Annotated in this window: 19 protein-coding genes, 2 tRNA genes and 1 pseudogene; 18 read left to right on the forward strand and 4 right to left on the reverse strand. The window is 43.2% G+C overall.

All coding sequences use genetic code 11. The annotated features are described in order from the left end of the window. Positions 1-82 precede the first annotated feature (82 nt). The 5 genes from ftsH (at position 83) to rimI (ending at position 5,231) form a co-directional block, all read left to right on the forward strand. On the forward strand, positions 83-2,035 hold the full coding sequence (gene ftsH / locus AAFM34_RS01155) for an ATP-dependent zinc metalloprotease FtsH (protein WP_341659109.1): 1,953 nt from the start codon (positions 83-85) through the stop codon (positions 2,033-2,035). A gap of 49 nt (positions 2,036-2,084) precedes the next feature. Further along, positions 2,085-2,936 (forward strand): dihydropteroate synthase, encoded by an 852-nt coding sequence (gene folP / locus AAFM34_RS01160; protein WP_341659111.1) that lies wholly within the window; start codon positions 2,085-2,087, stop codon positions 2,934-2,936. Positions 2,937-2,938: 2 nt separating this feature from the next. Then, positions 2,939-4,279: a phosphoglucosamine mutase gene (gene glmM / locus AAFM34_RS01165; RefSeq protein ID WP_341659113.1), complete on the forward strand. Its 1,341-nt coding sequence runs from the start codon at positions 2,939-2,941 to the stop codon at positions 4,277-4,279. A gap of 97 nt (positions 4,280-4,376) precedes the next feature. Next, positions 4,377-4,775 carry a DNA polymerase III subunit psi gene (locus tag AAFM34_RS01170; protein WP_341659115.1) on the forward strand — a complete coding sequence of 133 codons (399 nt, stop codon included), beginning with the start codon at positions 4,377-4,379 and terminating at the stop codon, positions 4,773-4,775. Between the two features lie 6 nt (positions 4,776-4,781). Beyond that, complete coding sequence (gene rimI / locus AAFM34_RS01175; RefSeq protein ID WP_341659117.1) at positions 4,782-5,231, forward strand: ribosomal protein S18-alanine N-acetyltransferase; 450 nt, start codon at positions 4,782-4,784, stop codon at positions 5,229-5,231. Positions 5,232-5,234: 3 nt separating this feature from the next. Here rimI and AAFM34_RS01180 read toward each other — a convergent pair whose 3' ends face one another. Beyond that, positions 5,235-7,286 (reverse strand): EAL domain-containing protein, encoded by a 2,052-nt coding sequence (locus AAFM34_RS01180; protein ID WP_341659119.1) that lies wholly within the window; start codon positions 7,284-7,286, stop codon positions 5,235-5,237. 210 nt (positions 7,287-7,496) lie between these two features. Here AAFM34_RS01180 and prfC point away from each other — a divergent pair, with 210 nt between their 5' ends. Next, complete coding sequence (gene prfC, locus AAFM34_RS01185; RefSeq protein WP_341659121.1) at positions 7,497-9,086, forward strand: peptide chain release factor 3; 1,590 nt, start codon at positions 7,497-7,499, stop codon at positions 9,084-9,086. Positions 9,087-9,161: 75 nt separating this feature from the next. Here the strand turns inward: prfC and srmB are convergent, their stop codons facing one another. Together srmB and AAFM34_RS01195 are read right to left on the reverse strand one after the other, a co-directional pair. After that, positions 9,162-10,394, reverse strand: coding sequence for an ATP-dependent RNA helicase SrmB (srmB, locus tag AAFM34_RS01190; RefSeq protein WP_341659123.1), 1,233 nt, complete (start codon positions 10,392-10,394; stop codon positions 9,162-9,164). Positions 10,395-10,484: 90 nt separating this feature from the next. Further along, positions 10,485-11,204 carry a methyltransferase gene (locus AAFM34_RS01195; RefSeq protein WP_341659125.1) on the reverse strand — a complete coding sequence of 240 codons (720 nt, stop codon included), beginning with the start codon at positions 11,202-11,204 and terminating at the stop codon, positions 10,485-10,487. A 292-nt stretch (positions 11,205-11,496) separates the two neighbouring features. Between AAFM34_RS01195 and brnQ the strand changes: the two genes are divergently transcribed. From brnQ to lysS, 3 genes are all read left to right on the forward strand, one after another. Further along, positions 11,497-12,810 carry a branched-chain amino acid transport system II carrier protein gene (gene brnQ / locus AAFM34_RS01200; RefSeq protein WP_341659127.1) on the forward strand — a complete coding sequence of 438 codons (1,314 nt, stop codon included), beginning with the start codon at positions 11,497-11,499 and terminating at the stop codon, positions 12,808-12,810. Positions 12,811-12,971: 161 nt separating this feature from the next. Further along, a protein-coding gene (gene prfB / locus AAFM34_RS01205) for a peptide chain release factor 2 (protein ID WP_341659129.1) occupies positions 12,972-14,070 on the forward strand; the annotation gives its coding sequence in 2 pieces (ribosomal slippage) (positions 12,972-13,046 and positions 13,048-14,070; 1,098 coding nt in all). Between the two features lie 49 nt (positions 14,071-14,119). Continuing rightward, positions 14,120-15,640: a lysine--tRNA ligase gene (gene lysS, locus AAFM34_RS01210; protein WP_341659131.1), complete on the forward strand. Its 1,521-nt coding sequence runs from the start codon at positions 14,120-14,122 to the stop codon at positions 15,638-15,640. Positions 15,641-15,697: 57 nt separating this feature from the next. On the opposite strand, the pseudogene AAFM34_RS01215 reads toward lysS, so the two are convergent. Beyond that, positions 15,698-17,062, reverse strand: a pseudogene (locus AAFM34_RS01215) (putative bifunctional diguanylate cyclase/phosphodiesterase); the annotation flags it as partial. A 434-nt stretch (positions 17,063-17,496) separates the two neighbouring features. On the opposite strand from AAFM34_RS01215, the gene AAFM34_RS01220 reads away from it, so the two are divergent. The 9 genes from AAFM34_RS01220 to truB all read left to right on the forward strand — a co-directional run bounded on the left by AAFM34_RS01220 (position 17,497) and on the right by truB (position 25,130). Beyond that, positions 17,497-18,000, forward strand: a complete 504-nt coding sequence (locus AAFM34_RS01220) for an N-acetyltransferase (protein ID WP_341659133.1) — start codon at positions 17,497-17,499, stop codon at positions 17,998-18,000. A 210-nt stretch (positions 18,001-18,210) separates the two neighbouring features. Next, positions 18,211-18,546, forward strand: a complete 336-nt coding sequence (secG, locus tag AAFM34_RS01225) for a preprotein translocase subunit SecG (RefSeq protein ID WP_341659135.1) — start codon at positions 18,211-18,213, stop codon at positions 18,544-18,546. A 15-nt stretch (positions 18,547-18,561) separates the two neighbouring features. Beyond that, positions 18,562-18,645 (forward strand) — tRNA-Leu (locus AAFM34_RS01230). 55 nt (positions 18,646-18,700) lie between these two features. After that, positions 18,701-18,777: transfer RNA gene (locus AAFM34_RS01235), tRNA-Met, on the forward strand. Positions 18,778-18,985: 208 nt separating this feature from the next. Continuing rightward, positions 18,986-19,441, forward strand: a complete 456-nt coding sequence (gene rimP, locus AAFM34_RS01240) for a ribosome maturation factor RimP (protein WP_152431188.1) — start codon at positions 18,986-18,988, stop codon at positions 19,439-19,441. Positions 19,442-19,465: 24 nt separating this feature from the next. Beyond that, a complete protein-coding gene (gene nusA, locus AAFM34_RS01245; protein WP_239171911.1) occupies positions 19,466-20,953 on the forward strand; it encodes a transcription termination factor NusA in 1,488 nt (495 codons plus the stop codon). 20 nt (positions 20,954-20,973) lie between these two features. Continuing rightward, positions 20,974-23,667 carry a translation initiation factor IF-2 gene (infB, locus tag AAFM34_RS01250; protein WP_341659141.1) on the forward strand — a complete coding sequence of 898 codons (2,694 nt, stop codon included), beginning with the start codon at positions 20,974-20,976 and terminating at the stop codon, positions 23,665-23,667. Between the two features lie 102 nt (positions 23,668-23,769). Next, positions 23,770-24,183: a 30S ribosome-binding factor RbfA gene (gene rbfA / locus AAFM34_RS01255; RefSeq protein ID WP_341659143.1), complete on the forward strand. Its 414-nt coding sequence runs from the start codon at positions 23,770-23,772 to the stop codon at positions 24,181-24,183. Further along, positions 24,183-25,130, forward strand: coding sequence for a tRNA pseudouridine(55) synthase TruB (gene truB / locus AAFM34_RS01260; protein ID WP_341659145.1), 948 nt, complete (start codon positions 24,183-24,185; stop codon positions 25,128-25,130). Before rbfA ends, truB begins: the two co-directional genes overlap by 1 nt. Positions 25,131-25,166: the final 36 nt, after the last annotated feature.

A 25,166-nucleotide genomic window follows, 5' to 3' on the forward strand; every position in this document is an offset into this window, starting at 1 on the left:
AACACTGTAGCTACAGTTTACAAACTGTAGTACCCTACCTTTAATTACAATTATTTATCGCGAGGCTTACACCTTGAGTGATATGGCAAAAAATTTAATTCTATGGCTTGTAATCGCTGTCGTGTTGATGTCGGTTTTCCAGAGCTTTGGCCCGGGAGATAGCAGTGGCAGAGCAGTTGATTACACCACGTTTGTAAAAGAAGTTGGCCAAGGCCAGATTCAAGATGCGACTTTCAAAGGTGAAGAAATTACGTTCACTCGTCGCGGTGGTGGTTCGCGTTATGTGACCTATATGCCTGTGTATGACCAAAAACTTCTGGATGATATGATTAACCAGAATGTGAAGGTACAAGGGACACCACCAGAAGAGCAAAGCTTGCTAGGGACCATCTTTATTTCTTGGTTCCCGATGATCTTGTTAATTGGTGTGTGGATATTCTTCATGCGCCAAATGCAAGGTGGTGGCGGTAAAGGCGCTATGTCATTTGGTAAGAGTAAAGCTCGAATGATGAGCGAAGAACAGATTAAAACCACATTTGGAGATGTGGCTGGATGTGATGAAGCGAAAGAAGATGTCAAAGAATTAGTTGATTATCTTCGTGATCCAAGTCGATTCCAGAAACTAGGTGGTAAAATCCCTACTGGTGTATTGATGGTTGGTCCTCCAGGTACGGGTAAAACTTTGCTTGCTAAAGCCATCGCGGGCGAAGCTAAAGTACCTTTTTTCACTATTTCTGGTTCTGACTTCGTTGAAATGTTCGTTGGTGTCGGTGCTTCGCGTGTCCGTGACATGTTTGAACAGGCAAAGAAAGCAGCCCCATGTATCATCTTTATCGATGAAATTGATGCAGTTGGCCGCCAACGCGGTGCAGGTGTCGGTGGTGGACATGATGAGCGTGAGCAAACATTGAACCAAATGCTGGTAGAAATGGATGGTTTTGAAGGCAATGAAGGAATTATCGTCATTGCGGCAACAAACAGGCCAGATGTCCTAGATCCAGCTTTACTTCGCCCAGGTCGATTTGATCGACAAGTTGTCGTTGGTTTACCAGATGTACGTGGCCGTGAACAGATTCTTAAAGTTCATATGCGTAAAGTTCCACTGGCAGGAGATGTTGAGCCTTCTCTAATTGCACGTGGTACACCGGGCTTCTCTGGGGCTGATCTTGCTAACTTAGTTAACGAAGCTGCCTTATTCGCCGCTCGCGGTAATAAGCGTAATGTTTCTATGGTTGAGTTTGAGTTGGCTAAAGATAAAATTATGATGGGGGCGGAGCGCCGTTCCATGGTGATGTCTGAGGAGACTAAAGAGTCAACAGCGTATCACGAGGCAGGTCATGCCATTGTTGGCCGACTAGTTCCTGAGCATGATCCTGTATATAAAGTTTCGATTATTCCACGCGGCCGTGCTCTTGGGGTGACTATGTACCTTCCAGAGCAAGATCGAGTGAGTATGTCTCGTCAGCACCTTGAGTCTATGGTCTCAAGTCTATATGGCGGTAGGTTAGCTGAAGAGCTTATTTACGGGGCAGAAAAAGTATCGACTGGTGCTTCAAATGATATTGAACGTGCTACGGATATAGCTCGTAAGATGGTCACTCAGTGGGGATTCTCTGACAAACTCGGTCCTCTTCTTTATGCAGAAGAAGAAGGAGAAGTATTCCTTGGACGCAGTGTTACTCAGACCAAGCATATGTCAGATGATACAGCGAAGCTCATTGATGATGAAATACGTAAAATTATCGACCGAAACTATGCTCGTGCTAAGCAGATCCTCGAAGACAACATGGACATTATGCATTCCATGAAAGATGCGTTGATGAAATATGAAACTATCGATGCAGGTCAGATTGATGATTTGATGGAGCGCAAAGCGGATATTAGAGAACCTGCGGGTTGGGGGGACAACTCCGATAAGCCAGCGGCTAAAGACTCAGTCCAAGATGAGCCTAAACCAGAATCAAATCAAGAAGAAATGACTTCTTCAGCAGAGGCTGTTGAAGAGCAAGTTTCTGAAAAAAAAGACACTGAATAAACAAAAGTAGCTAAATAAACCCCGAGTGACTCGGGGTTTTTGTATTTTTATGATAATTAAATCAAATAATAAATTGTTAGACTTATCGGTACCTCATGTAATGGGTATCCTGAATGTGACGCCTGACTCTTTTTCTGATGGGGGTAAATATAACTCACTTGAGCTTGCTATTCAGCAAGCGAAGAAAATGATAGAAGCGGGTGTTAGTATTATTGACATTGGTGGTGAGTCCACAAGACCTGGCGCTCCAGATGTTGATCTACAAGAAGAACTCGCGCGAGTGATCCCGGTTATTAAGGCTATTCGTTCACAGTTTGATGTGTGGATTTCCATTGATACCAGTAAAGCGGAAGTTATGCGTCAAGCTGTAGAAGCTGGAGCAGATATGATTAATGATGTTCGCGCTTTACAAGAGCCTGGCGCATTAGAAGTTGCAGCGGCATCTGGTGTGGCAATATGTTTAATGCATATGCAAGGTCAGCCACGCACAATGCAGGTTAATCCTCAATATCAAAACTTGCTCCAAGATATAGCTAAGTTTTTGCAGCAACGTGTACAAGCTTGTCAGGAGATGGGAATTAATAGAAACCAGCTAGTACTGGATCCTGGTTTTGGCTTTGGCAAGACTCTTGAACATAACTACCATATATTGGCGAATCTTGAAAACCTTCATCAACTTGGCTTCCCTATTCTTGCAGGTATGTCGCGCAAATCTATGCTGTTTAAACCGCTTGATAGATCTCCTGCAGAATGTGTTGCAGCGAGTATCAGTTGTGCGGCCATCGCCGCGATGAAAGGTGCCCAAATTATTCGAGTTCACGATTTTGAGCAAACGCTTGATGCGATGAAGATTGTCTCAATGGTGAAAGCCAATATTAGTTTAGAGTGTGGAAAGGAATAAATATGTCTGAGAAAAGACGTTATTTTGGTACTGATGGTGTTCGTGGCCATGTTGGACAGTATCCAATTACCCCTGATTTTGTGTTGAAGCTGGGCTGGGCTGCTGGAAGAGTCTTAGCTAAACAAGGAACGAAAAAAGTTATCATCGGCAAAGATACGAGGATATCCGGTTATATGCTTGAATCTGCTCTTGAAGCAGGCCTTGCGGCTGCTGGGTTAAATGCGACTTTAACTGGGCCTATGCCAACGCCTGCTGTTGCCTATTTAACACAGACCTTTCGCGCGGAAGCAGGAATAGTCATTTCAGCATCACATAATCCTTATCATGATAACGGGATTAAGTTTTTTTCTTCCGAAGGGACTAAGCTCCCAGATGATATTGAGCTTGCGATTGAAGCTGAACTGGACAAAGACATTGAGTGCGTAGAGTCAGCTTTACTGGGCAAAGCTGCGCGCCTCAATGATGCTGCGGGCCGCTATATTGAATTTTGTAAGAGTACTTATCCTTCAGATTTAAGTCTTTCAGGATTAAAAATAGTCGTAGATTGCGCACATGGAGCCACTTATCATATTGCTCCTTCTGTTTTTACTGAGCTAGGTGCGGAAGTTGTGGCTATGGGTGTTGAACCCAATGGCACCAATATTAACCATCAAGTCGGAGCAACAGATGTGAATGCTCTTCAAAAAAGAGTTGTCGATGAGCAAGCCGACTTGGGGTTAGCATTTGATGGGGATGGAGACCGACTTATTATGGTCGATCACCTCGGTAATAAAGTCGATGGTGATCAAATCGCTTATATTATTGCTCGAGATGCGATGCGCCGTGGAGAGCTAAAAGGTGGAGTTGTTGGTACTCTGATGACTAACCTAGGGATGGAAAATGGTCTCAAAGAGCTAGGTATTCCTTTTGTGCGTGCAGCTGTTGGTGATAGGTATGTCATGGAGCAGTTGTTGGAAAAAGACTGGAAAATCGGTGCTGAAAATTCCGGTCACATTATATTGCTTGATAAAGTCACAACTGGAGACGCAATTGTCGCTGCATTGCAAGTACTGGCTTCGGTTGTTGGAAATGAAATGTCCCTTGAGCAACTAACCCAAGGAATGACCTTGTACCCCCAAGTATTAGAGAATGTCCGTTTTTCTGGTGACTCTAATCCTATGGAATCGATAGAAGTGAAGTCATCGGTTGAAGAAGTAGAGGCTGAGCTTGGTAGTAAAGGGAGAGTTCTTTTACGTAAATCGGGTACTGAACCTTTGATTCGAGTTATGGTTGAAGGAGAAGATGCTGCTTTAGTTCAAGCCTCCGCACTTAAAATAGCGGAAGCAGTTAAAGCAAGCTTTTAGAACTGTGGCCCTTTAGCTAAGGGCCAATATTTTTCGAATTGCCGCAAATTGTTATAATAAATTGCGGCTCTCTTCTAGTGAGTTTTACATCGAGTCTATGCTGAACAACCAACATATGTATTTGCATGAAATGGGCATTCAAGCTTATGAAATGCAAGATATTGATTTGCTAAAGGGATATAAAGCAAAACCTGTAAGTTTACCAGAAACATGCAAGCTTTTATTTGTGTCAGACAAGTATCCTACAGGGGATGATGTGGAGTTGTTTGAAAAGGTCTTGCGCAGTATGGATCTTACCCTAGCAGAAGCACGACATATTTACCCACAATATATTAGCCTTGTATCAAGTCAAAGTCAGGCTTGGATCTGGTTTGCCGGATGTCAGATAGAGCCAAGAATTCAAGCTAAAGTGTTGAGCTCACCAAGCTTATCTAGTGTTAAGGGCAACTCTCGATATAGGCGGGATTTATGGCAACAAATTTGTGAGAATCGATAATAACTTATGTCTCTAACTGTTTTTCCCCTAAAGCATGCGCACCTCAAAGAAGTTTTTGCTATTGAAACACAAGCTCACAGCCACCCATGGTCTTTTAGTCTGATTGAAGCCATTAATGGGCGAGGTGCTTGCCATCGAGTTTTGATCGGTGAAGATGAAAAGGTCATTGGGTATTTTTATGCTCAGAATATTCTCGGTGAGGTTACTTTACTTAATATTGCAGTAAAGCCAGAACTTCATGGGCAAGGCTATGGCAAATTTCTGATAGAGTCATTTGTAGAGATGTGCGCGAGCGACAAGGCAGAGAGTGCATGGTTAGAAGTCAGGTCGAGTAATCATAAAGCTTATCGCTTATATGAAGCCGCAGGGTTTAATGAGGTGGATAGAAGAAAGGATTACTACCCCAAGAATAACGGCAGAGAAGATGCCATTATCATGAGTTACCTTTTCTTCTAAACTTTATTTGTGCACTACTTTGGCAATTGAAGACCCTTCAATTGGATAGAAGTTGGCTTCGAACCGAGAAGGCAGCTCCGACGCAGGTAAGGGTTTGTCAAAAATATAGCCTTGGAACTGGTCACAGCCTAAATCTCTCAAAATATTGAGTTCTTCTACTTCTTCTACACCTTCAGCAATGACCTCTAAGTTCAATCTTTGAGCTGTCATTATGATGGTATCTACTATCGCCTGATCGCTTTCGTCTAAGTGAACTTGGGTGACAAATGAACGGTCAATTTTGAGTACATCAGCGGCTAAATGTTTTAAGTATCTGAGTGATGAGTATCCAGTACCGAAGTCATCAATGGAAATTTTGAGGTTGAATTCTTTCAACTTACTCATTTTCTCTATCGCGTCTTCTACATTTTCAAGCAGTAGATTCTCCGTAATTTCGAGTTCTATGTGATCACCGTTAACGCCTGCCTGAGCGAGTGCATCATGAATGTATTCTACGAAACTATTCTGTCCAAACTGAAGTGGGCTGATATTGATGGCGAGTCGTTTAAAGGTGTCAGGTAACACCCCTTGTTTGAGCCAGACGGAATATTGGTGTAAAGCTTGTTCAATAATCCAGTTACCAATTTGTAATATTTGCCCTGTCTCCTCCGCAATGGGCATAAATACGCCAGGAGGGAGTAGACCTTTTTCCGGGTGATTCCAGCGGATAAGAGCTTCGACACCTACGATTTGCTGTTTACCACTCACTTGTGGTTGATAATAAAGTTCCAGCTGGCCTTTATTGATCGCTTCATGGAGACCTTTCTCTATCTCTAGGAAGGATTCTACCTGAGCTTGCATTTCAGGCTCGTAGAACATGTACTTATTTCTTCCCGCCACTTTTGCGCGGTATAACGCGGTATCAGCTTGACGCAATACATCGATATTCGTGCTATTCACTGAGGGGAATACAGATATACCCACACTGGTCGTACAATAAAGCAAGTGATCATCTATTGAGTATGGGTTTGAGATTAATGCGAGTAGCTGCTGAGCTGTTTCATGTGCTTTATCTGGATGTATAGAAGGCATAAGAATGGCGAACTCATCACCACCTATCCGCGCGGCTGTATAATCATCTTCAAGCCATGCTTCCATGCGTTTCGCTATTGCTTTTATCAAGTGGTCGCCGATAGTGTGTCCCAACGAATCGTTAATGGTTTTAAATCTGTCCAAATCAAGATAAAAAAGAACCCCAGCAGTATTATCTTTTTGCGCTTTTTCAATTACCTCTTCAAGTGTTTGAAGCAATAAACTTCTGTTCGCTAGGCCAGTCAGTGAATCGTAGTAGGCTAATTGATTAAGCTTAGCTTCTGCCGCTTCTCTATCTTTCCATAAATTGTGGAAAGTGGTTGCCAATTGTCCTAGTTCATCATCTCGATGAAGATTTGGCATTGAGACTTCTGTTTCTTTGTTTTGTAGCGATCTAACCCACTCGATAAGTGTCACCAGTGGCTTTGAGAGTTTTTGATAAAAAAACAGCAGTAGAATCGTTGTAAGTAGAATGTTTCTAAACAGATCGAATAACAGTATTTGACTTGTTTTGGCGATAAAATTCTTGGCGATGTTAGCCCCATTGACGGAAAAGCTTAGCATACCTACTACAACATGAGAGTTGGGTTGGTGAAGTTCTGTTTCATAAATAGGTGTATTTGGAGTGAGGTAATGTGAAAGCGCTTCGGTGAATGAGCTTTCCATCGCAACGTTTCTTTCTTGCTCGGTCAGCACGTCGCCAAAGTCGTCAACGATAGCAACCTGATAGATCGCACTATCCATCAGTAAGCTTGAGGCGACTTGCTCGGCCAGCAACTGATTCAAATGGTAAGCAGCTTGACTGGCATTGCTGTAGTTTTGCAATAGCTTGAATTGGTAGTGCTCTTCTATCCGCTTATGCTCCTGATGGAGGTCGACCAGAATTTGGTACAGGCTAAAAATAATCCCCAGTATCACAGATACTAGGAAAACGGTTTTTGCTTGTCGGAATGCTAATGAATTTATTCTTTTGCTCGCAGGCATAATCGTAACTGGTTCCTTCTACTCCTTTAGTTATAGACCAAATTTATTGATATTTTAATTTGTAGTGCATTTCAAGCAGAATTATTTGTCTTGGTTGCTCCTAAAGCCAATATAAGCGAAAATACCGCGCATACAGAATTAATAAGCTAGTGAAGAAATCATGACGTGCTCTGATGTGTACTAGCGCCAGAAATTTAAGAAGAATCTTTGATGTCAAATTCAGCATTTTTAGGCGAAGTTTCCAAACGTAGGACGTTCGCTATTATTTCCCACCCCGATGCGGGTAAAACTACGATTACGGAGAAGGTACTGCTGTTTGGACGTGCAATTCAAACCGCTGGTACGGTAAAAGGAAGAGGCTCAGCTCAACACGCCAAATCAGATTGGATGGAGATGGAAAAAGAGCGTGGTATTTCGGTGACCACCTCAGTTATGCAGTTTCCTTACAATGATTGTCTTGTTAATTTGTTAGATACGCCGGGGCACGAAGACTTCTCAGAAGATACTTATCGGACTTTGACTGCGGTTGACTCATGCTTAATGGTGATCGATGCAGCCAAAGGTGTCGAAGACCGTACGCGCAAGTTAATGGAAGTCACTCGTCTGCGTGATACGCCGATTGTGACTTTTATGAATAAACTTGACCGCGATATTCGTGATCCTATGGAGCTGCTGGATGAAGTTGAAAGCGAACTGAATATTGCCTGTGCCCCTATTACCTGGCCAATTGGTTGCGGAAAAGAATTTAAAGGTGTTTACCATATACATCGCAATGAAACGATTCTTTATGCGACGGGCCAAGGGCATACGATTCAAGACATGCGCATTGTTAAAGGCTTGGACAACCCAGAACTTGATGAAGCGGTCGGAGGTGAACTTGCAGAGCAATTGCGCGAAGAGCTTGAGCTGGTGATAGGCGCGTGCCCTGAGTTTGATCAAGAGCTTTTCCTTGCCGGAGAACTCACTCCTGTCTATTTTGGTACAGCGTTAGGTAACTTTGGTGTTGACCATATGCTTGATGGTTTGACTAAGTGGGCTCCGGCTCCGATGCCACGTCAGGCGAATGAACGTCAAGTGGAAGCGAGTGAAGATAAGTTCTCAGGTTTTGTATTTAAAATCCAAGCGAACATGGATCCTAAACACAGAGATAGAATTGCTTTCATGCGCATCGTGTCAGGAACTTATAAGCAGGGCATGAAGATGAATCATGTCCGCCTTGGTAAGCAAATCAATATATCTGATGCTGTGACTTTTATGGCGGGAGATCGCTCAAGGGCCGAGGATGCGTGCGCTGGAGATATTATAGGTTTGCACAACCACGGGACCATCCAAATTGGTGATACCTTTACCCAAGGAGAAGCCCTAAAGTTTTCCGGGATCCCTAATTTTGCACCAGAGCTTTTTCGTCGTATTCGTCTCAAAGATCCACTCAAGCAGAAACAGTTATTGAAAGGTTTAGTCCAGCTTTCAGAAGAAGGTGCGGTACAAGTATTTCGTCCACTACAAAATAATGATCTTATTGTAGGTGCGGTAGGTGTGCTCCAGTTTGATGTAGTCGTTGCTCGATTAAAAGCTGAATATAACGTAGAGGCTATTTATGAGAGTGTTAACGTAGCAACGGCGCGCTGGGTAGAGTGTGCAGATGGTAAAAAGCTTGATGAGTTCCAGCGTAAGAACCAAGTCAACTTAGCACTTGATGGCGGCGATAATCTTACTTACATCGCTCCGACTATGGTTAACCTCAACTTAGCAAAAGAGCGTTTCCCTGACGTCGATTTCAGAGCAACTCGTGAGCACTGATCACCTCAATACTTGAACTTAGTTATGATAAAGGGCTAGCACTTAATGACTAGCCCTTTATTATGTCTATGATAATTATTTTTTCTTCTTAGTAGTTTTCTTCTTATTTTTGGACTGCGCGGATTTTTTGTCGTCCTTTTTCTTTTTCTTGAATACAGGTTTTTTATGCTTTGGACGAAGCTCTTTAATAAACCGCTCTTTAATCTCTTCTTTTACGTAACGAGCAACACGCTCCATCATAGGTTGATCATGTGCTTCGATAAGTGAGATAGCATTGCCTTTTTTTCCTGCACGGGCAGTACGGCCAATTCGATGCAGATATACGTCAGCACTGCGAGGCATATCATAGTTGATGACATGGCTTATATCGGGTAAATCAATGCCGCGAGCTGCGACATCTGTTGCAATAAGTATGTTAACAGTCCCATCCCTAAAACGTGAAATCGCATTATTGCGCCTATCTTGTGGCATTTCACCTTGAATCCAAGCGCAAGGGATCTGTTCCCTTTCTAGCTCTGAACGCAGTTCTGCCAACCGATCGCGAGTTTTCACAAAGATAATGGTGCGTTCAGCTTGTTCTGTAAGTATATTTTTGAGTAGGGCAAGCTTATGAGCTAAGTCATCCGCTCTGTGATACCACTGAGAGATTTTTTTTCTCTCTCTGCGTGAAGGCTCTGCATCGATATGAGCGGGCTCTTTTAATAGGTCAGCGGTGAAACCTTCTACCCCTTTTCCTTCCAAGGTTGCTGAGAATAGGAGAGTTTGTTTACGCCAGCGGCATTCTGACGATAGACGATCAACCGTCGGTCCAAAGCCCATATCGAGCATACGATCAGCTTCGTCCAAAATTAGCCATTCTATTGCTCGGCAGTCAAAGCGTTCAGCCTCAATATATTCTATAAGTCTGCCCGGAGTCGCAACCACAATATCTTGTGTTGTTGAGAGAATATCTGCGTGCTCTTGGTACTGGACGCCACCGGTAATGGTAAAAATGTTCAAGTTGGTATGTTTGGCTAAGGCTCTCGCTTGCTCGGCTACCTGCATGGCCAATTCTCGTGTCGGCGTTAGGATTAATATACGAGCAGGGCCTGGCTTTCTGCGCGGAAAGTCTTGCAGATATTGCAGTGCTGGAAGAGCAAAAGCGGCTGTCTTACCAGTACCTGTAGGGGCTGATGCGAGAATATCTTTGCCATCCAAGGCTTGTGGAATAGATTCAGCCTGAATTTGAGTTGGGCGGCTATAGCCCATTTCTTCTATTGCGTTGAGCAGGTTTGGATCGAGCTCTAGATCAGCAAAACTTTTGATCACTCTGGTATCTCCACAAGCAGGTAAGTGAGAACAATAAAATTGAGGACACGTATTATAGAGGCTTCGGTGATAAGGATCACACCTTAATTTTCACATCTTGAGGTAAAAGTCTTTGGTCAAAGCGATAAAGTCTTCTGTATAGGCGTTATTTTTCTGAATAATAATCTGCTGACATGTCAGCTCGACTTCATATGGGGTGAGTTGTATCAACAGCCTATTGGTGGATTTTTTATCCGTAGGTCTAACTTCACACAATTTGGTTAGATACCAACCAAGGTTTTCGGCCTGTTTAATAAATGTTCTTCCTTCTGCTTCTGGAAGAACAAAACATGCTTTACCATCTTCGGTAATCACATTAAGCGTTTTTTTCAAAAGTACTTCATGTTCTAGTGTTAGAGTGTGCCTTGCTATTGCTCGTGCTTTTATCTGAGAGGTTTCTCCGCTATTAAAATAAGGAGGATTACAGATAACAGTGTCATATTTATGTTTAAATGAAAAAGTCGAAACGTCACCAGGCAGCAAGCAAATACGAGTATGCCAAGGAGATACTAAAAAGTTACTTTTGGCGATTAGACAAGCTTGTGCATCAATTTCAATCGCATCAATAAAGCAATTGTGATTCCTTTGGGCACACATTAAAGCGAGCAATCCGGTCCCTGTGCCTATGTCTAAAATTTTTTTTGACTGGCTAATGTCACTCCAAGCGCCCAATAAGACGCCATCTGTACTGACTGGCATACCTGCGTGCCCACCCTTCACTTTAAATTGTTTGAAGGCAAAACTTTTGCTTCCGGTATCACTTTTTTTCATTGTTTACAGCCATAAATAAAGGAGCTTTTGTTTCGGGTTTGTTTAAAATTTGTATTTATTGTGTTAAGTTTGTTTTTGTGTGTGAGTGAAATTATTATCTTATTTTCATTTGAATCCTAGTCAATAATTCTATCAATTGACCTTTTCTATAAATTTATATGGTGTTCTTTAAGCTAGGGTTGCGGATAAGAGAGTGTTTCGTCATTATTCGCCTCCAAATTTATAGACTGAGTCGCCTGTTTGGATAGCTCAGCATACACAACATCAATCTCAGATAGTTAAAGGGTCTCTTGTGAATCAGACTTTAAAATTAACAGATATTATCGCGTTAGGCTTTATGCTTTTCGCTTTCTTCTTAGGCGCTGGCAATATTATTTTCCCTCCACTGGCAGGTCAGTTAGCCGGTGAAAATATGATGCCTGCAATGATAGGTTTTCTCGTAACTGCAGTAGGTCTTCCTCTAATTACAATCGTTGCTATTGCGGTATCTGGTGGCTCATGGGAGCACCTTACTAAAGATTTACCTAAACGTTCTGCAACCTTAATGGCCGTATTAATTTTTATCATTATTGGCCCAGCTTTTGCGGTACCTAGAACTGGGCTGGTTGCTTATGAGATGGCAATTAAGCCACTTTTTGTAGAAACAACAGATGCGCATCTTGCGCTCTTTTCTGTGCTGTTTTTTACCATCGCAATGTTTTTTGCGTGGTCTCAGGGTAAATTAATTGATGTGATAGGTAAGGTTTTAACACCAGCCTTATTTATCGGACTGATTATTCTGGCATTTGCGGTGTTTTATGATCCTCAAGGTTCAATGCTATTTGCTCAAGATGAATACTTAAGCCATCCATTGCAAAAAGGTTTTCTTGATGGTTACAACACCATGGACACCTTTGGCTCGCTGATGTTTGGTGTTTTGATTGTTGATGCGCTTCGTAAAAAAGGCATTACTGAACAAAAAGCAACGGCTCGATATCTCATCAGTGCCGCTTGTATAGCAGCCGTTGGACTGGCTTTTGTTTATATTTCGCTTTTCTATTTGGGAGCAACGAGTTCTGCGGTTGCATCTGGTGCCGACAATGGTGGTGTGATCCTTAGCTTGTATGTTCAGTCTCTGTTCGGTTCATACGGTCAAACTGTGTTGTCAGTTATCGTATTGCTTGCCTGTTTGACAACCGCGATAGGCCTTATTTCTGCCTGTGCAGACTACTTTAGTTCTTTGACTTCGATATCTTACAAAAACTGGGTCATCATAATCGGCGTGGCTTGTGCTGTGGTCGCAAATGTTGGCTTGTCCCAGTTGATTTCATTGTCAGTACCTGTGCTTTTCGCTCTTTATCCGGTGGCGATTGCTCTTGTAGGGCTTACATTTATTCGCAAGTTTTTACCGAACCCTAAGTTAGCTTATAGAGTAGTGCTTAGTGTATCTCTTATTTTTGCATTGATTGATGCAGCAAAAGTGGCTGGTGTTGATGTGTCTGCTCTAAGCATCCTACCTATGTTTGATATCGGTATGGGCTGGTTACTTCCAACTCTTGCTGCCATGGTGTGCATGTCCTTCATTGGTAAATCAGAGCAACCTAGCTTAAACAAAGAAGCAGCATAACCTCGTTATCTATATAGGTTCACATCCCTCTGCTTGGCCTAGTTCATCAGAGGGATTTTTGTATCCAGATTCGTGATTCACTTCTAAAAAAAATCTGTATCTTCATCACACTTTTCAGTACAATCTTTCGGTTAAATTCTACTCATAAATGTTGAGCAAACATGTTTGAAATCAATCCAATTAAAAATCGCCTTAAGGACGTGTCTGAGCGCACGAATGTCCTGAGGGGGTACCTTTGACTATGACGCTAAACAAGAGCGTTTAGAAGAAGTCAACGCAGAACTAGAACAACCGGATGTGTGGAACGAACCTGAACGTGCACAAGCGCTGGGTAAAGAACGTTCTGCTCTAGAAGCAGTTGTGGCAACGATTGACCAACTTGAGCAAGGTGTTGAGGACGTTGATGGTCTTCTTGAGCTAGCGGTTGAGGAAGAAGATCAAGAAACTTTCGATGAGATTGAACCAGAGCTTGCAGAACTTGAAGCTAAGCTCGAAAAGCTGGAATTTCGTCGTATGTTCTCTGGCGATCATGATGAATCAGACTGTTATATTGACTTACAGTCAGGTTCTGGTGGTACAGAAGCGCAAGATTGGACCTCGATGATGCTGCGCATGTACTTGCGTTGGGCTGAAGCTAAAGGCTTTAAGACTGAAGTAATTGAAGTCTCTGAAGGTGAAGTTGCTGGTCTTAAAGGTGCAACGGTCAAAATCTCCGGTGAGTATGCTTACGGTTGGCTACGTACTGAAACAGGTGTTCATCGCTTGGTTCGTAAATCGCCATTTGACTCTAGTGGCCGTCGTCACACATCGTTTGCTTCTGCGTTTATCTACCCAGAGATTGATGACAACATCGACATCGACATTAATCCTTCTGATCTGCGTATTGACGTATATCGTGCGTCAGGTGCGGGTGGTCAGCACGTCAACACGACGGAATCTGCGGTACGTATTACGCACGTTCCAACCAATACAGTGGTTCAGTGTCAGAATGATCGTTCTCAGCACAAGAACAAAGATCAGGCGATGAAACAGCTTCGTGCGAAGTTATTTGAATTAGAGATTCAAAAGCAAAATGCTGAGAAGCAAGCCAATGAAGATGCGAAGTCAGACATAGGTTGGGGTAGTCAGATTCGTTCATACGTACTGGATGACTCACGCATCAAAGATTTGCGTACTAGCGTTGAAAATCGCAACACTCAAGCGGTTCTTGATGGCGACCTAGACAAATTTATCGAAGCTAGCCTGAAATCAGGTCTGTAAGCTTTTCACCGAAAAACTATTTTCATAAAGAAAGACAGGATACATCAAAATGACTGATGCTGTTCAAAACGACAATGTACAAGAAGAGAATAAGCTGATTGCTGAGCGCCGTGCGAAACTGGATCACATCCGTCAGAACTGCAAAGCAAACGGCCACCCAAATGACTTTCGTCGTGAGCACCTAGCTGGCGATCTACAAGCGGAATTCGGTGAAAAGACGAAGGAAGAGCTAGAAGAGCTAAACCATGTTGTGGCGATCGCTGGTCGTGTCATGGCTAAACGTGGTCCATTCTTAGCGATTCAAGAAACCTCTGGTCGTATCCAAGCCTACGCTGCAAAAGATGTTCAAAAAGAGCTGAAAGAGAAGTACCAAGGCTTAGATATCGGTGACATCATAGGTGTGAAAGGTGCGCTTCACAAATCGGGTAAAGGCGACCTATATGTGAACATGGAGTCTTACGAGTTGCTAACGAAAGCACTTCGTCCACTTCCAGAGAAATTCCATGGTTTGACTGACCAAGAGATGCGTTACCGTCAGCGCTACGTGGACTTGATTGTTAATGAAGACTCTCGTCAAGCGTTTATTGTTCGTTCAAAGCTAGTATCATCTATTCGCAACTTCATGAGTGCGAAAGGTTATCTAGAAGTTGAAACGCCTATGATGCACGTTATCCCAGGTGGTGCAACGGCGCGCCCATTTATTACTCACCACAACGCACTTGACATCGACATGTACCTACGTGTTGCTCCAGAACTTTACCTGAAACGTCTAGTAGTCGGTGGTTTTGACCGAGTGTTTGAGATCAACCGTAACTTCCGCAACGAAGGTCTATCGCCACGTCACAATCCAGAATTCACAATGATGGAATTCTACCAAGCATACTCTGACTACAAAGACCTAATGGATCTGACCGAAGAGATGCTAAGTACAGTGGCAATGGACGTTCTGGGTTCAACGTCTATGCCCTACGGCGATGAAACCGTTGAGTTTGGTGGTAAGTACGCTCGTATGAGTATGTTTGAAGCAATCAAACATTACAACCCAGAGCACGCTGAGATCCAAGCGCTAACAGAACAAGATCTTACTGACCGTGACAAGATGGTTGCTATCGCAAAATCGGTACACGTGGAAGTCGAAACATTTTGGACATGCGGTCAGCTTTTAGAAGAGATCTTTGGTGAGACTGCTGAACCTCAGCTAATTCAACCAACCTTCATCACTGGTTACCCAGCGGATATTTCTCCTCTTGCTCGTCGCAGCGATGACAACCCATTCTTCACTGACCGTTTCGAGTTCTTCATCGGTGGGCGTGAAGTCGCGAATGGTTTCTCAGAGCTTAACGACGCTGAAGATCAGGATGCTCGCTTTAAAGCACAGGTTGATGCTAAAGATGCTGGTGATGATGAGGCTATGTACTATGACGCAGATTATATTACCGCTTTAGAACACGGTTTACCACCAACGGCAGGGCAAGGCATAGGTATTGATCGCCTCGCTATGCTGTTTACCAATACACATACAATTCGGGATGTCATTTTGTTCCCTGCTATGCGTCCACAATCGCAGTAAACTTAATCGATAGATCTGAATAATCTAGTTTATAAGGCCGCTATATGTTGGCCTTTTTTATTGTTTGGCGCTTCTGTGCTGAGTAAAAAGTTGTTCTACTTCGTGCTTTGGGTAGGGGTGGAAAAAGTGAAAGCCTTGGATAGAATGGCAATTTAAGTTCGATACTAGTGCTGCTTGTTGCTTTGTTTCAACTCCTTCTGCTACTACATTGAGGTTTAGAGATTGACCGAGGTTGATGATATTTTCTACTACTGTAATTTGCTTTGGTATATTGTTGATATCTTTTATAAAAGCTCGGTCTATCTTTAGCTCATCAACCGGAAAGCGTGCCAGATAGGACAATGAAGAATAACCAGTACCAAAGTCGTCGATAGACAAAGTAAACCCCAATTTTTTGATGGCATTTAGCATTTTCAGTGTGTGTACGCTGTTACTCATGACGGTACTTTCTGTTAGCTCAAAAGTAATACAGCTAGGGTTAATTCCAGTGTGCAGTAGAAGCTTCTCTATATTTGTTATCAGGTTTGGATTACAAAACTGTTCGGCAGAAAGGTTGACAGCAATTTGGCCAGGCAAGATATCTTGCTCCTCCCACTGCTTTACAGCATTGAATACTTCCTGCATTACAATTTGACCTAGATTCTCAATCAACCCTGAGCGTTCCGCTACAGGTATAAAGGAGCTCGGACTTATATAGCCTTCGATGGGGTGTTTCCAGCGCAGTAAAGCCTCTGCACCGTTAATACCATAGCTTTGGGCGTTAACTTTAGGTTGGTACCACACTTCTAGGCCATTTTGTTTTAAAGCCTTTTCTAATTCAATTTCTAACCAAAGCCGCATGCGAGCGTTTTTGTTGATTGTTTTGCTGAACTTAATTAAGCGGTTTCTACCCCGCTCCTTGGCCTCATACATAGCGGTATCGGCATTTTGGATCAAAAGCTGTGCATTAGTACCATCTTTTGGATATCTGGCGCTGCCAATAGAGCAAGATAACCCTTTACTGAAGTGATGCAAATCAAAGGGCTTGTTCATTAGCGAAATAATACGTTTGGCCCAAATATCAGCTGCATGCGGGGTGTTAGGTTTAGTAATTATAATGCCAAACTCATCACTGCCTAAGTACCCGACTTTAGCCTGGCTAGGCAAAAGTTCAATAAGGCGAGATGAAACTTCAGCCAGCACTTTGTCACCAATATTGCGCCCTAAAGAATCATTAATGCTTTTGAAGTTATCAATATCAAGGTAGAGAATTAGCAGTGAAACTTCATCATAAACAAGTTGGTTAAGGTTTTGGATGAATTCGAGCCGAGTTAGAGCATCACTGTGCAGGAAGTTTAAAGTGGCATGCGGAGATGAACGATCCGAAGTTATTCTTTTCAACCAGTATTGTAGTTGTTGCGACAGCATCAAGGATGTTACCGACTCTCCCGAGAGTAATACAGAGTATAGATACTGCTATATAGGTCAGACTATAACTGCGATGTTTATTTGATTAAGAGGATTGAAAATAGAGGTTCATTAGCAAACTGTAGAAATTACACCATGACCATATTTCAAATATATGTCTTTATCTACAAATTAACGGATTGCTACCTCGGTTAACAAGATCTTGCTCCTTGAGATGTCTCTTTATATGTCGATTTTGGGACATTCAATCCAGTTATTTTTGTTTTCTGGCCAAATACTGATCAAATTTTTTTGTAAATAACATCTGGGTATGGGGTGGCTTGTAGGAGAACTGAAGTGAATTATGGCGTAATGAAAAGTGTTTCACTCGTTGCAAACTTTTTTGATTCGTGTGGCGCTTCGTGGTGATTGAGGGGTACAATTAAACACACATAATAGAGAGGTAGTTAATGCTTATTCGAACAGAAGCACCGGCAGATATCCTGACCGTTGATAAATTAATTAAATCAGCTTTTGACACAGAATCTGAAGCTAACCTTGTAATGAAGCTTAGAGAAAATGGTCATAGAACCTTATCACTTGTTGTAAGTAATGATGAGGGTGAAATTATAGGTTATGTGATGTTTAGCCCTGTGACATTAGATGGTGAAGACTTGAATTGGCAAGGGCTTGCTCCATTGGCTATTCAAAAAGAATACCGATGCCAAGGGCTGGCTGCTGAACTTGTTAAAGAGGGCTTAGCTTCTCTCAAAGAGTTTGGCTATCCCGTGTGTGTTGTGCTAGGAGACCCAAACTATTATTCACGTTTCGGGTTTGAAGCAAGTGAGAAATATGGTTTTTCGTGTCAGTGGGATGTTCCTAGTGGTGCATTTCAAGTATTAGAGCTTAGCGACAATGAATTTGCTAATCGCTCAGGAATTATTGAATACAGTTCTGAGTTTTCAGAACTTTAAGTCATATCTAGGTTCGAAGAATAAGAAATGCTCTGTTTGTCCTTTTTTTGAACGCTTAGTGCCTTTAAAGTCATTTTTTTTTAAATTCTTCTTGTCAGCGTAATCACCTTTCGTTAGTATTGCTCGGCCTTCAATAAGGGGGCGCTAGCCTTGTTCAGAAAGTGATTTCGAGCGGCGCTGGCTCAACAATTTGGAACATAGGTGGAAGCAATGTTTACAGTTCTACTTGTGATTTACCTGTTGGCAGCGATTGGTGTAATCGGACTCGTGTTGATTCAACAAGGTAAAGGCGCAGATATGGGAGCCTCATTCGGTGCAGGCGCATCAAACACAGTGTTTGGCGCAAGCGGCTCAGGAAACTTCCTAACCCGAATGACTGCAATTTTTGCAACAGTATTTTTTGCACTCAGCTTAACGCTAGGTAATATGTCAACACACAAAACTGAATCTCAGTGGGTTGACCCGAATCAAGGTCAAGTTATTCAGCAGGCTGATGATGCCGCGAGTGAAGTTCCAGCACCAACAGGTGATGAAATTCCTCAATAAGCTAAAGATTTAGCTGCCGAGATGGTGAAATTGGTAGACACGCTAGCATGAGGTGCTAGTGCCTTAGGTGTGAGGGTTCGAGTCCCTCTCTCGGCACCATTTTTTACAAACTTGTAAAACAACTTAGAGAGCGTATAATGCTCGACAAGTCGGACGCGGGGTGGAGCAGCTTGGTAGCTCGTCGGGCTCATAACCCGAAGGTCGTCGGTTCAAATCCGGCCCCCGCAACCAATCCTTTTGGAGTGGGCAAGTTTGCACAGTAGCGACTAAGTTGCTGTGGTTAGGCAATACTTATTGTCTAGCATATAAGGGTCCAGCATAAAAAACCCCGACTAATCGGGGTTTTTTGTTATCTAAATATCCGAGTTTGGGATAGTTAGAAGTTGCTTGGAATTTAAATTGGGCTATAAGCCCTTTTTTTGTTTCTGGAGTGGTTTAAATGACTGGTTTAGAAAGACAACTTACTGAAATGCTTGAAGCTCCAGTTGTGGCATTAGGCTATGAGTTAGTTGGATTAGAGTTTATTCGCGCAGGCGAACACTCAACGTTACGTATCTTTATTGACCATGAAAATGGCATTACAGTGGATGATTGTGCAGAAGTAAGTCGTCAGGTCAGCGCAGTTATGGACGTCGAAGATCCAATCACAGTGGCTTACAACCTCGAAGTGTCTTCTCCAGGTTTAGAGAGACCACTTTTCAAAGCAGCACATTATGAACAATTTATTGGTCACGAGGTCAGCATTGTTTTGAAAATGGCTGTGGGTAATCGTCGTAAGTGGAAAGGTACTATCCATTCTGTCGATGGTGAAACAGTCGCAGTTAATATTGACGGCAATGAAGAAGAGTTTGCTTTGAGCAATATTTCAAAAGCTAACCTGATCCCTAAATTTTAATCAAGGTCTTAGAGGCTATTTAAAATGAGTAAAGAAATTTTAGCGGTAGCAGAAGCGGTATCGAATGAAAAAGGGGTACCTCGTGAACGTATTTTTGAAGCGCTAGAGATCGCTTTAGCGACATCGACTAAGAAAAAGCACGAAATTGAGATTGATGTACGTGTAGAGATTGACCGTAAAACAGGCGAATTTGATACATTCCGCCGTTGGCTTGTGGTTGAAGAAGTAGAAAATCCAACTAAGGAAATTTCTCTAGAAGCGGCTCAGTATGAAGACGACTCAATTGAACTTGGTGCTTTTGTAGAAGATGAGATCGAGTCAGTTACTTTTGATCGAATCACTACTCAAACCGCAAAGCAAGTTATTGTACAGAAAGTACGTGAAGCAGAGCGTGCACAAATTGTAGAACAGTTCATTGATAATGAGGGTGAGCTGGTAACTGGTGTGGTTAAAAAGGTTAACCGAGACACCATTATTCTTGATTTGGGCAATAATGCTGAAGCGGTAATCCTGCGTGATGACCAACTTCCGCGCGAGAACCATCGTCCAGGTGACCGTGTTCGTGGATTATTGTACCGTGTAGCACCAGATGCCCGTGGCTTTCAGCTATTTATTACTCGCTCAAAGCCAGAAATGCTTGCAGAGCTTTTCCGAGTTGAAGTACCGGAAATTGCTGAAGAGATTATCGAGCTTAAAGGTGCTGCTCGCGATCCTGGCTCTCGTGCAAAGATTGCGGTTAAGACCAATGATAAACGCATCGACCCAGTGGGAGCCTGTGTAGGTATGCGTGGTGCTCGTGTTCAAGCCGTATCAGGCGAGCTTGGTGGAGAGCGCATCGATATCGTGCTTTGGGACGATAATCCAGCACAATTCGTTATCAATGCAATGGCACCTGCAGATGTTGCTTCGATCATTGTTGATGAAGACGCTCATGCTATGGACATTGCCGTTGAAGCCGATAACTTGGCACAAGCGATTGGTCGTAACGGTCAGAATGTACGTTTGGCATCTCAGCTTACTGGTTGGGAACTGAATGTGATGACAGTTGAAGACCTGCATAAGAAACACACAGAAGAGTCTCAGGCAGCGATTGAGAACTTCATGAAGTACCTCGATATTGAAGAAGACTTTGCTCAATTACTGGTTGAAGAGGGTTTCTCTTCACTGGAAGAAGTAGCTTATGTTCCAGTCAACGAGTTGTTGGAAGTTGATGGTTTGGATGAGGACTTGGTTGAAGAACTGCGTAATCGAGCTAAAGATGCTCTGACTACCTTGGCTCTTGCCCAAGAGGAATCTTTTGATGGTTTAGAGCCAGCTGAAGACTTGCTAGCGTTAGAAGGTTTAGAGCGTGAGCTTGCTTTCAAACTTGCAGCAAAAGGAGTGGTGACACTTGAAGATCTTGCTGACCAAGGTATTGACGATCTCGAAGGTGTAGAAGGTCTTACCGAAGAACGTGCTGGTGAGCTTATCATGGCAGCACGTAATATTTGTTGGTTCGGTGAAGAAGAATAATTTCAGCAAGGAGGAAGCGCATGACACAAATTACTGTTAAAGCTCTGAGTGAAGAGATCGGCACACCAGTTGATCGCTTATTGGAGCAACTTGCTGATGCTGGTATGGCAAAGGCAAGCGCAGACCAGGTGAGTGAAGAAGAAAAACAAAAGCTTCTTACCCACCTTAAAAAAGAGCATGGTGACACTTCTGGCGAAGCCGAACCGACTCGTTTGACTCTACAAAGAAAAACTCGCAGCACCCTTAGTGTGAATGCAGGTGGAGGCAAGAGTAAAGATGTTCAAATCGAAGTTCGCAAGAAACGAACTTATGTGAAGCGCAGCATTATCGAAGACGACGCAAATCGCGAAGCTGAGGAAGCAGCAAAGCGTGAAGCCGAAGAGCTTGCGAAGCGTGAGGCTGAAGAAGCAGCAAAACGTGAAGCTGCAGAGAAAGCAAAGCGCGAGGCTGAAGAAAAAGCGAAACGAGAAGCGGATGCAAAACGTGAAGCTGAAGAAAAAGCCAAACGCGTACAAGCTGATAAGGCTAAAAAAGACATGAATGCAAAAAGTGCCGAATTGACCGCGCAAGCGAAAAAAGAAGCAGACGATCTAAAACGTCGTCAAGAAGAAGAAGCTCAGCGTAAAGCAGAGCAAGAAGCGGCAAAATTAGTCGAAGAAGCTCGTAAACTTGCTGAAGAAAATGAAGCACGTTGGAGCGAAGAAGAACAAAAGAAAAAAGAACTGGAAAATTCTGATTACCATGTGACAACCTCGTCTTACGCACGTGAAGCTGAAGATGCTGCTGACCGTCGTGAAGAGGGTGGCCGTCGTAAGAAGAAGAAAAAAGCTTCTGGTTCTAGTAATGAAGAACAAAGCCGTAATAGTCGCAGCCCACGTGGCGGCAAAGGTCGTAATAAAGGTAAACTGGCTAAACCTGCTTCAATGCAGCAGGGCTTTGATAAAACAGCGACTGTTGCCAAAGCGGATGTTGTTATCGGTGAGACGATTGTTGTTTCTGAGCTGGCAAGCAAGATGTCAGTGAAAGGCACTGAAGTCATCAAAGTGATGATGAAAATGGGTGCGATGGCAACGATTAACCAAGTGATTGACCAAGAAACTGCACAGCTTGTTGCAGAAGAAATGGGCCATAAAGTTATTCTTCGCAAAGAGAATGAACTGGAAGAAGCCGTTCTATCTGATCGTGATAGCAACGCAGAAGCGGTTCCTCGTGCTCCTGTTGTCACTATTATGGGTCACGTAGACCATGGTAAAACGTCAACACTTGACTATATCCGTAAGGCTCACGTTGCTTCAGGTGAAGCTGGTGGTATTACACAGCATATTGGTGCGTACCACGTTGAAACTGACAACGGTATGATTACTTTCCTTGATACTCCTGGACACGCAGCGTTTACTGCAATGCGTGCTCGTGGTGCTCAAGCGACTGATATCGTTGTACTTGTTGTGGCAGCAGATGATGGCGTGATGCCGCAAACTATCGAAGCGATTCAGCACGCTAAAGCTGCTGGTGTACCTTTGATTGTTGCTGTTAACAAGATTGATAAAGAAGACGCTAACCCAGACAATGTTAAGAATGAGCTTTCTCAGTATGACGTGATCCCTGAAGAGTGGGGTGGTGAGAACATGTTTGTTCACATCTCGGCTAAACAGGGCACTAATATTGAAGGCTTGCTTGAAACTATCTTGCTTCAGTCAGAAGTTCTTGAACTGACAGCTGTAGAAGAAGGCATGGCTTCTGGTGTTGTTGTTGAATCTCGCTTGGATAAAGGACGTGGCCCAGTTGCAACGGTTCTTGTACAGTCTGGTACTTTGAACAAAGGTGATATCCTTCTTTGTGGTCAAGAATATGGCCGTGTTCGTGCAATGCGCGATGAAAATGGTCAAGAGATCTTTACAGCTGGTCCTTCTATTCCAGTCGAGATCATCGGCTTGTCTGGTGTTCCTGCATCAGGTGATGAAGCAACGGTTGTACGTGATGAACGTAAAGCTCGTGAAGTTGCAAACTACCGTCAAGGTAAATTCCGTGATGTTAAACTCGCTCGCCAGCAGAAAGCTAAGCTTGAGAATATGTTCTCTAATATGGCGGCAGGTGAAGTTGCTGAACTTAATGTTGTGCTTAAAGCGGACGTTCAAGGCTCTGTCGAAGCTATTGCTGACTCACTGCTGAAACTTTCTACTGATGAAGTGAAGGTCAACATCGTTGGTTCTGGTGTTGGTGGAATCACTGAAACTGACGCAGTGTTAGCGGCTGCTTCTAACGCAATTATTCTTGGCTTTAACGTGCGTGCCGATGCAACAGCACGTCGCGCAGTGGAAACTGAAAACCTAGACTTGCGTTACTACTCAATCATTTATCAATTGATTGATGAAGTGAAACAGGCTATGGGTGGTATGTTAGCGCCTGAATTTAAGCAAGAAATCATTGGTCTTGCTGAAGTACGTGATGTGTTTAAGTCGCCTAAGCTTGGTGCGATTGCTGGCTGTATGGTGACTGAGGGGCTTATCAAGCGTAACAACCCAATCCGTGTTCTACGTGATAATGTTGTTATTTACGAAGGCGAACTTGAATCACTTCGTCGCTTTAAAGATGATGTTCAAGAAGTTAAGAGCGGCTACGAATGTGGTATCGGCGTTAAGAACTATAATGATGTTCGCGTTGGTGACCAAATTGAAGTATTCGAAATCGTTGAAGTAAAACGTACTCTTGATTAATTGACTAAAAAGCTTTGAAAAATAAGCGGTAATTGGTTGTTGAATACGCCATGGGGGGCTGGTTATAACCATCCCCCCATTCTTTCTAATAAGAGAAAAGATATGTCAAAAGAATTTAGCCGTACGCAGCGTGTTGCACAGCAGCTGCAAAAAGAATTGGCGATGATCTTACAAAGAGAAATCCGTGATTCACGTTTAGGCATGGTTACGATTTCTGATGTTGAAGTATCACGAGATCTTGCCTACGCAAAAGTATTTGTCACCTTCTTGTGTGTTGGTGAGCAAACACCTGAAACGTGCTTGACAGCATTGCGTGAGCATGAGGTTCATATTCGTATGATGCTGGGTAAACGTATTCGCTTACGTTTAACACCAGAAATTCGTTTCCACTATGATAATACGCTTGTCGAGGGTATGCGTATGTCAAACTTGGTCAGCGAAGTCATTAGTGAAGACAAACGCAAGCAGAAAGATGCAGGTCGTGAAGATAGTAATCCAGAAGAGGGGACGGCTTAATGGGTCGTTGTCGTAAAGGCCGGCCAATCAATGGTGTCGTCCTTTTGGATAAACCTACTGGCATTTCATCTAATGACGCACTGCAGAAAGTAAAGCGTATCTATTTTGCAGAAAAAGCCGGTCATACGGGAGCTCTGGATCCTCTGGCAACGGGTATGTTACCTATTTGCTTGGGCGAGGCGACTAAGTTTTCTCAGTTTTTGCTCGATTCTGATAAACGTTATCGAGTGATTGCCAAGCTTGGTCAACGGACAGATACTTCAGATTCAGACGGTGAGGTTGTCGAAACTCGCCCTGTTAATGTTTCTCATGAGACATTAGAAGCCTGCATTGATAAGTTTCGTGGTGAATCCGATCAAATTCCTTCGATGTTTTCAGCATTAAAATATCAAGGTAAGCCACTATACGAATATGCACGACAAGGTATAGAAGTACCGCGTGAAGCTCGTAAAATAAAGGTATACGAAATTCTTCTTCATCGCTTTGAAGGTAGTGAAGTTGAAATGGAAGTGCACTGTTCGAAAGGCACTTATATTCGCACTATAGTTGATGATCTTGGTGAGATGCTTGGCTGTGGCGCGCACGTTACTATGCTTCGTCGAACGGGTGTTGCTAATTATCCATACGACAAAATGGTGACACTAGAGCAGCTTAATGAGCTGCTGGATCAAGCGCATCGTGACGAAGTGGCTCCCAAAGAGCTTCTCGATCCTTTGCTTTTGCCTATGGATACGGCAGTGGAAGATTTGCCTGAGGTGAATCTGAACGCTGAATTGACCGACTTAGTCCAGCACGGTATGCCTGTTCAGGTTTTTGGTGTACCTGACGCTCCAGCTCTGCGAATGACATCGGGTGAAGAACGCACTTTTATCGGTGTTGCTGAGCTTAATGATGATGGCAAGGTTGCGCCCAAAAGATTGGTCGTATTTCGTGATGAAGTGAACTAGTTCATAGTAGAATATCTAGGCCGAAGCTAGAATGCT

Source organism: Vibrio sp., from assembly GCF_038138445.1.
GTDB lineage: Bacteria > Pseudomonadota > Gammaproteobacteria > Enterobacterales > Vibrionaceae > Vibrio.

Excerpts from the sequence above, each read along its gene's own strand:
- ftsH (WP_341659109.1), top strand. The coding sequence starts at position 83 with ATGGCAAAAAATTTAATTCTATGGCTTGTAATCGCTGTCGTGTTGATG.
- AAFM34_RS01220 (WP_341659133.1), top strand. The coding sequence starts at position 17,497 with ATGCTTATTCGAACAGAAGCACCGGCAGATATCCTGACCGTTGATAAA.
- prfC (WP_341659121.1), top strand. The coding sequence starts at position 7,497 with ATGTCAAATTCAGCATTTTTAGGCGAAGTTTCCAAACGTAGGACGTTC.
- lysS (WP_341659131.1), top strand. The coding sequence starts at position 14,120 with ATGACTGATGCTGTTCAAAACGACAATGTACAAGAAGAGAATAAGCTG.
- rbfA (WP_341659143.1), top strand. The coding sequence starts at position 23,770 with ATGTCAAAAGAATTTAGCCGTACGCAGCGTGTTGCACAGCAGCTGCAA.
- nusA (WP_239171911.1), top strand. The coding sequence starts at position 19,466 with ATGAGTAAAGAAATTTTAGCGGTAGCAGAAGCGGTATCGAATGAAAAA.
- AAFM34_RS01180 (WP_341659119.1), bottom strand. The coding sequence starts at position 7,286 with ATGCCTGCGAGCAAAAGAATAAATTCATTAGCATTCCGACAAGCAAAA.
- AAFM34_RS01170 (WP_341659115.1), top strand. The coding sequence starts at position 4,377 with ATGCTGAACAACCAACATATGTATTTGCATGAAATGGGCATTCAAGCT.
- glmM (WP_341659113.1), top strand. The coding sequence starts at position 2,939 with ATGTCTGAGAAAAGACGTTATTTTGGTACTGATGGTGTTCGTGGCCAT.
- rimP (WP_152431188.1), top strand. The coding sequence starts at position 18,986 with ATGACTGGTTTAGAAAGACAACTTACTGAAATGCTTGAAGCTCCAGTT.
- rimI (WP_341659117.1), top strand. The coding sequence starts at position 4,782 with ATGTCTCTAACTGTTTTTCCCCTAAAGCATGCGCACCTCAAAGAAGTT.
- secG (WP_341659135.1), top strand. The coding sequence starts at position 18,211 with ATGTTTACAGTTCTACTTGTGATTTACCTGTTGGCAGCGATTGGTGTA.
- folP (WP_341659111.1), top strand. The coding sequence starts at position 2,085 with ATGATAATTAAATCAAATAATAAATTGTTAGACTTATCGGTACCTCAT.
- AAFM34_RS01195 (WP_341659125.1), bottom strand. The coding sequence starts at position 11,204 with ATGAAAAAAAGTGATACCGGAAGCAAAAGTTTTGCCTTCAAACAATTT.
- infB (WP_341659141.1), top strand. The coding sequence starts at position 20,974 with ATGACACAAATTACTGTTAAAGCTCTGAGTGAAGAGATCGGCACACCA.
- truB (WP_341659145.1), top strand. The coding sequence starts at position 24,183 with ATGGGTCGTTGTCGTAAAGGCCGGCCAATCAATGGTGTCGTCCTTTTG.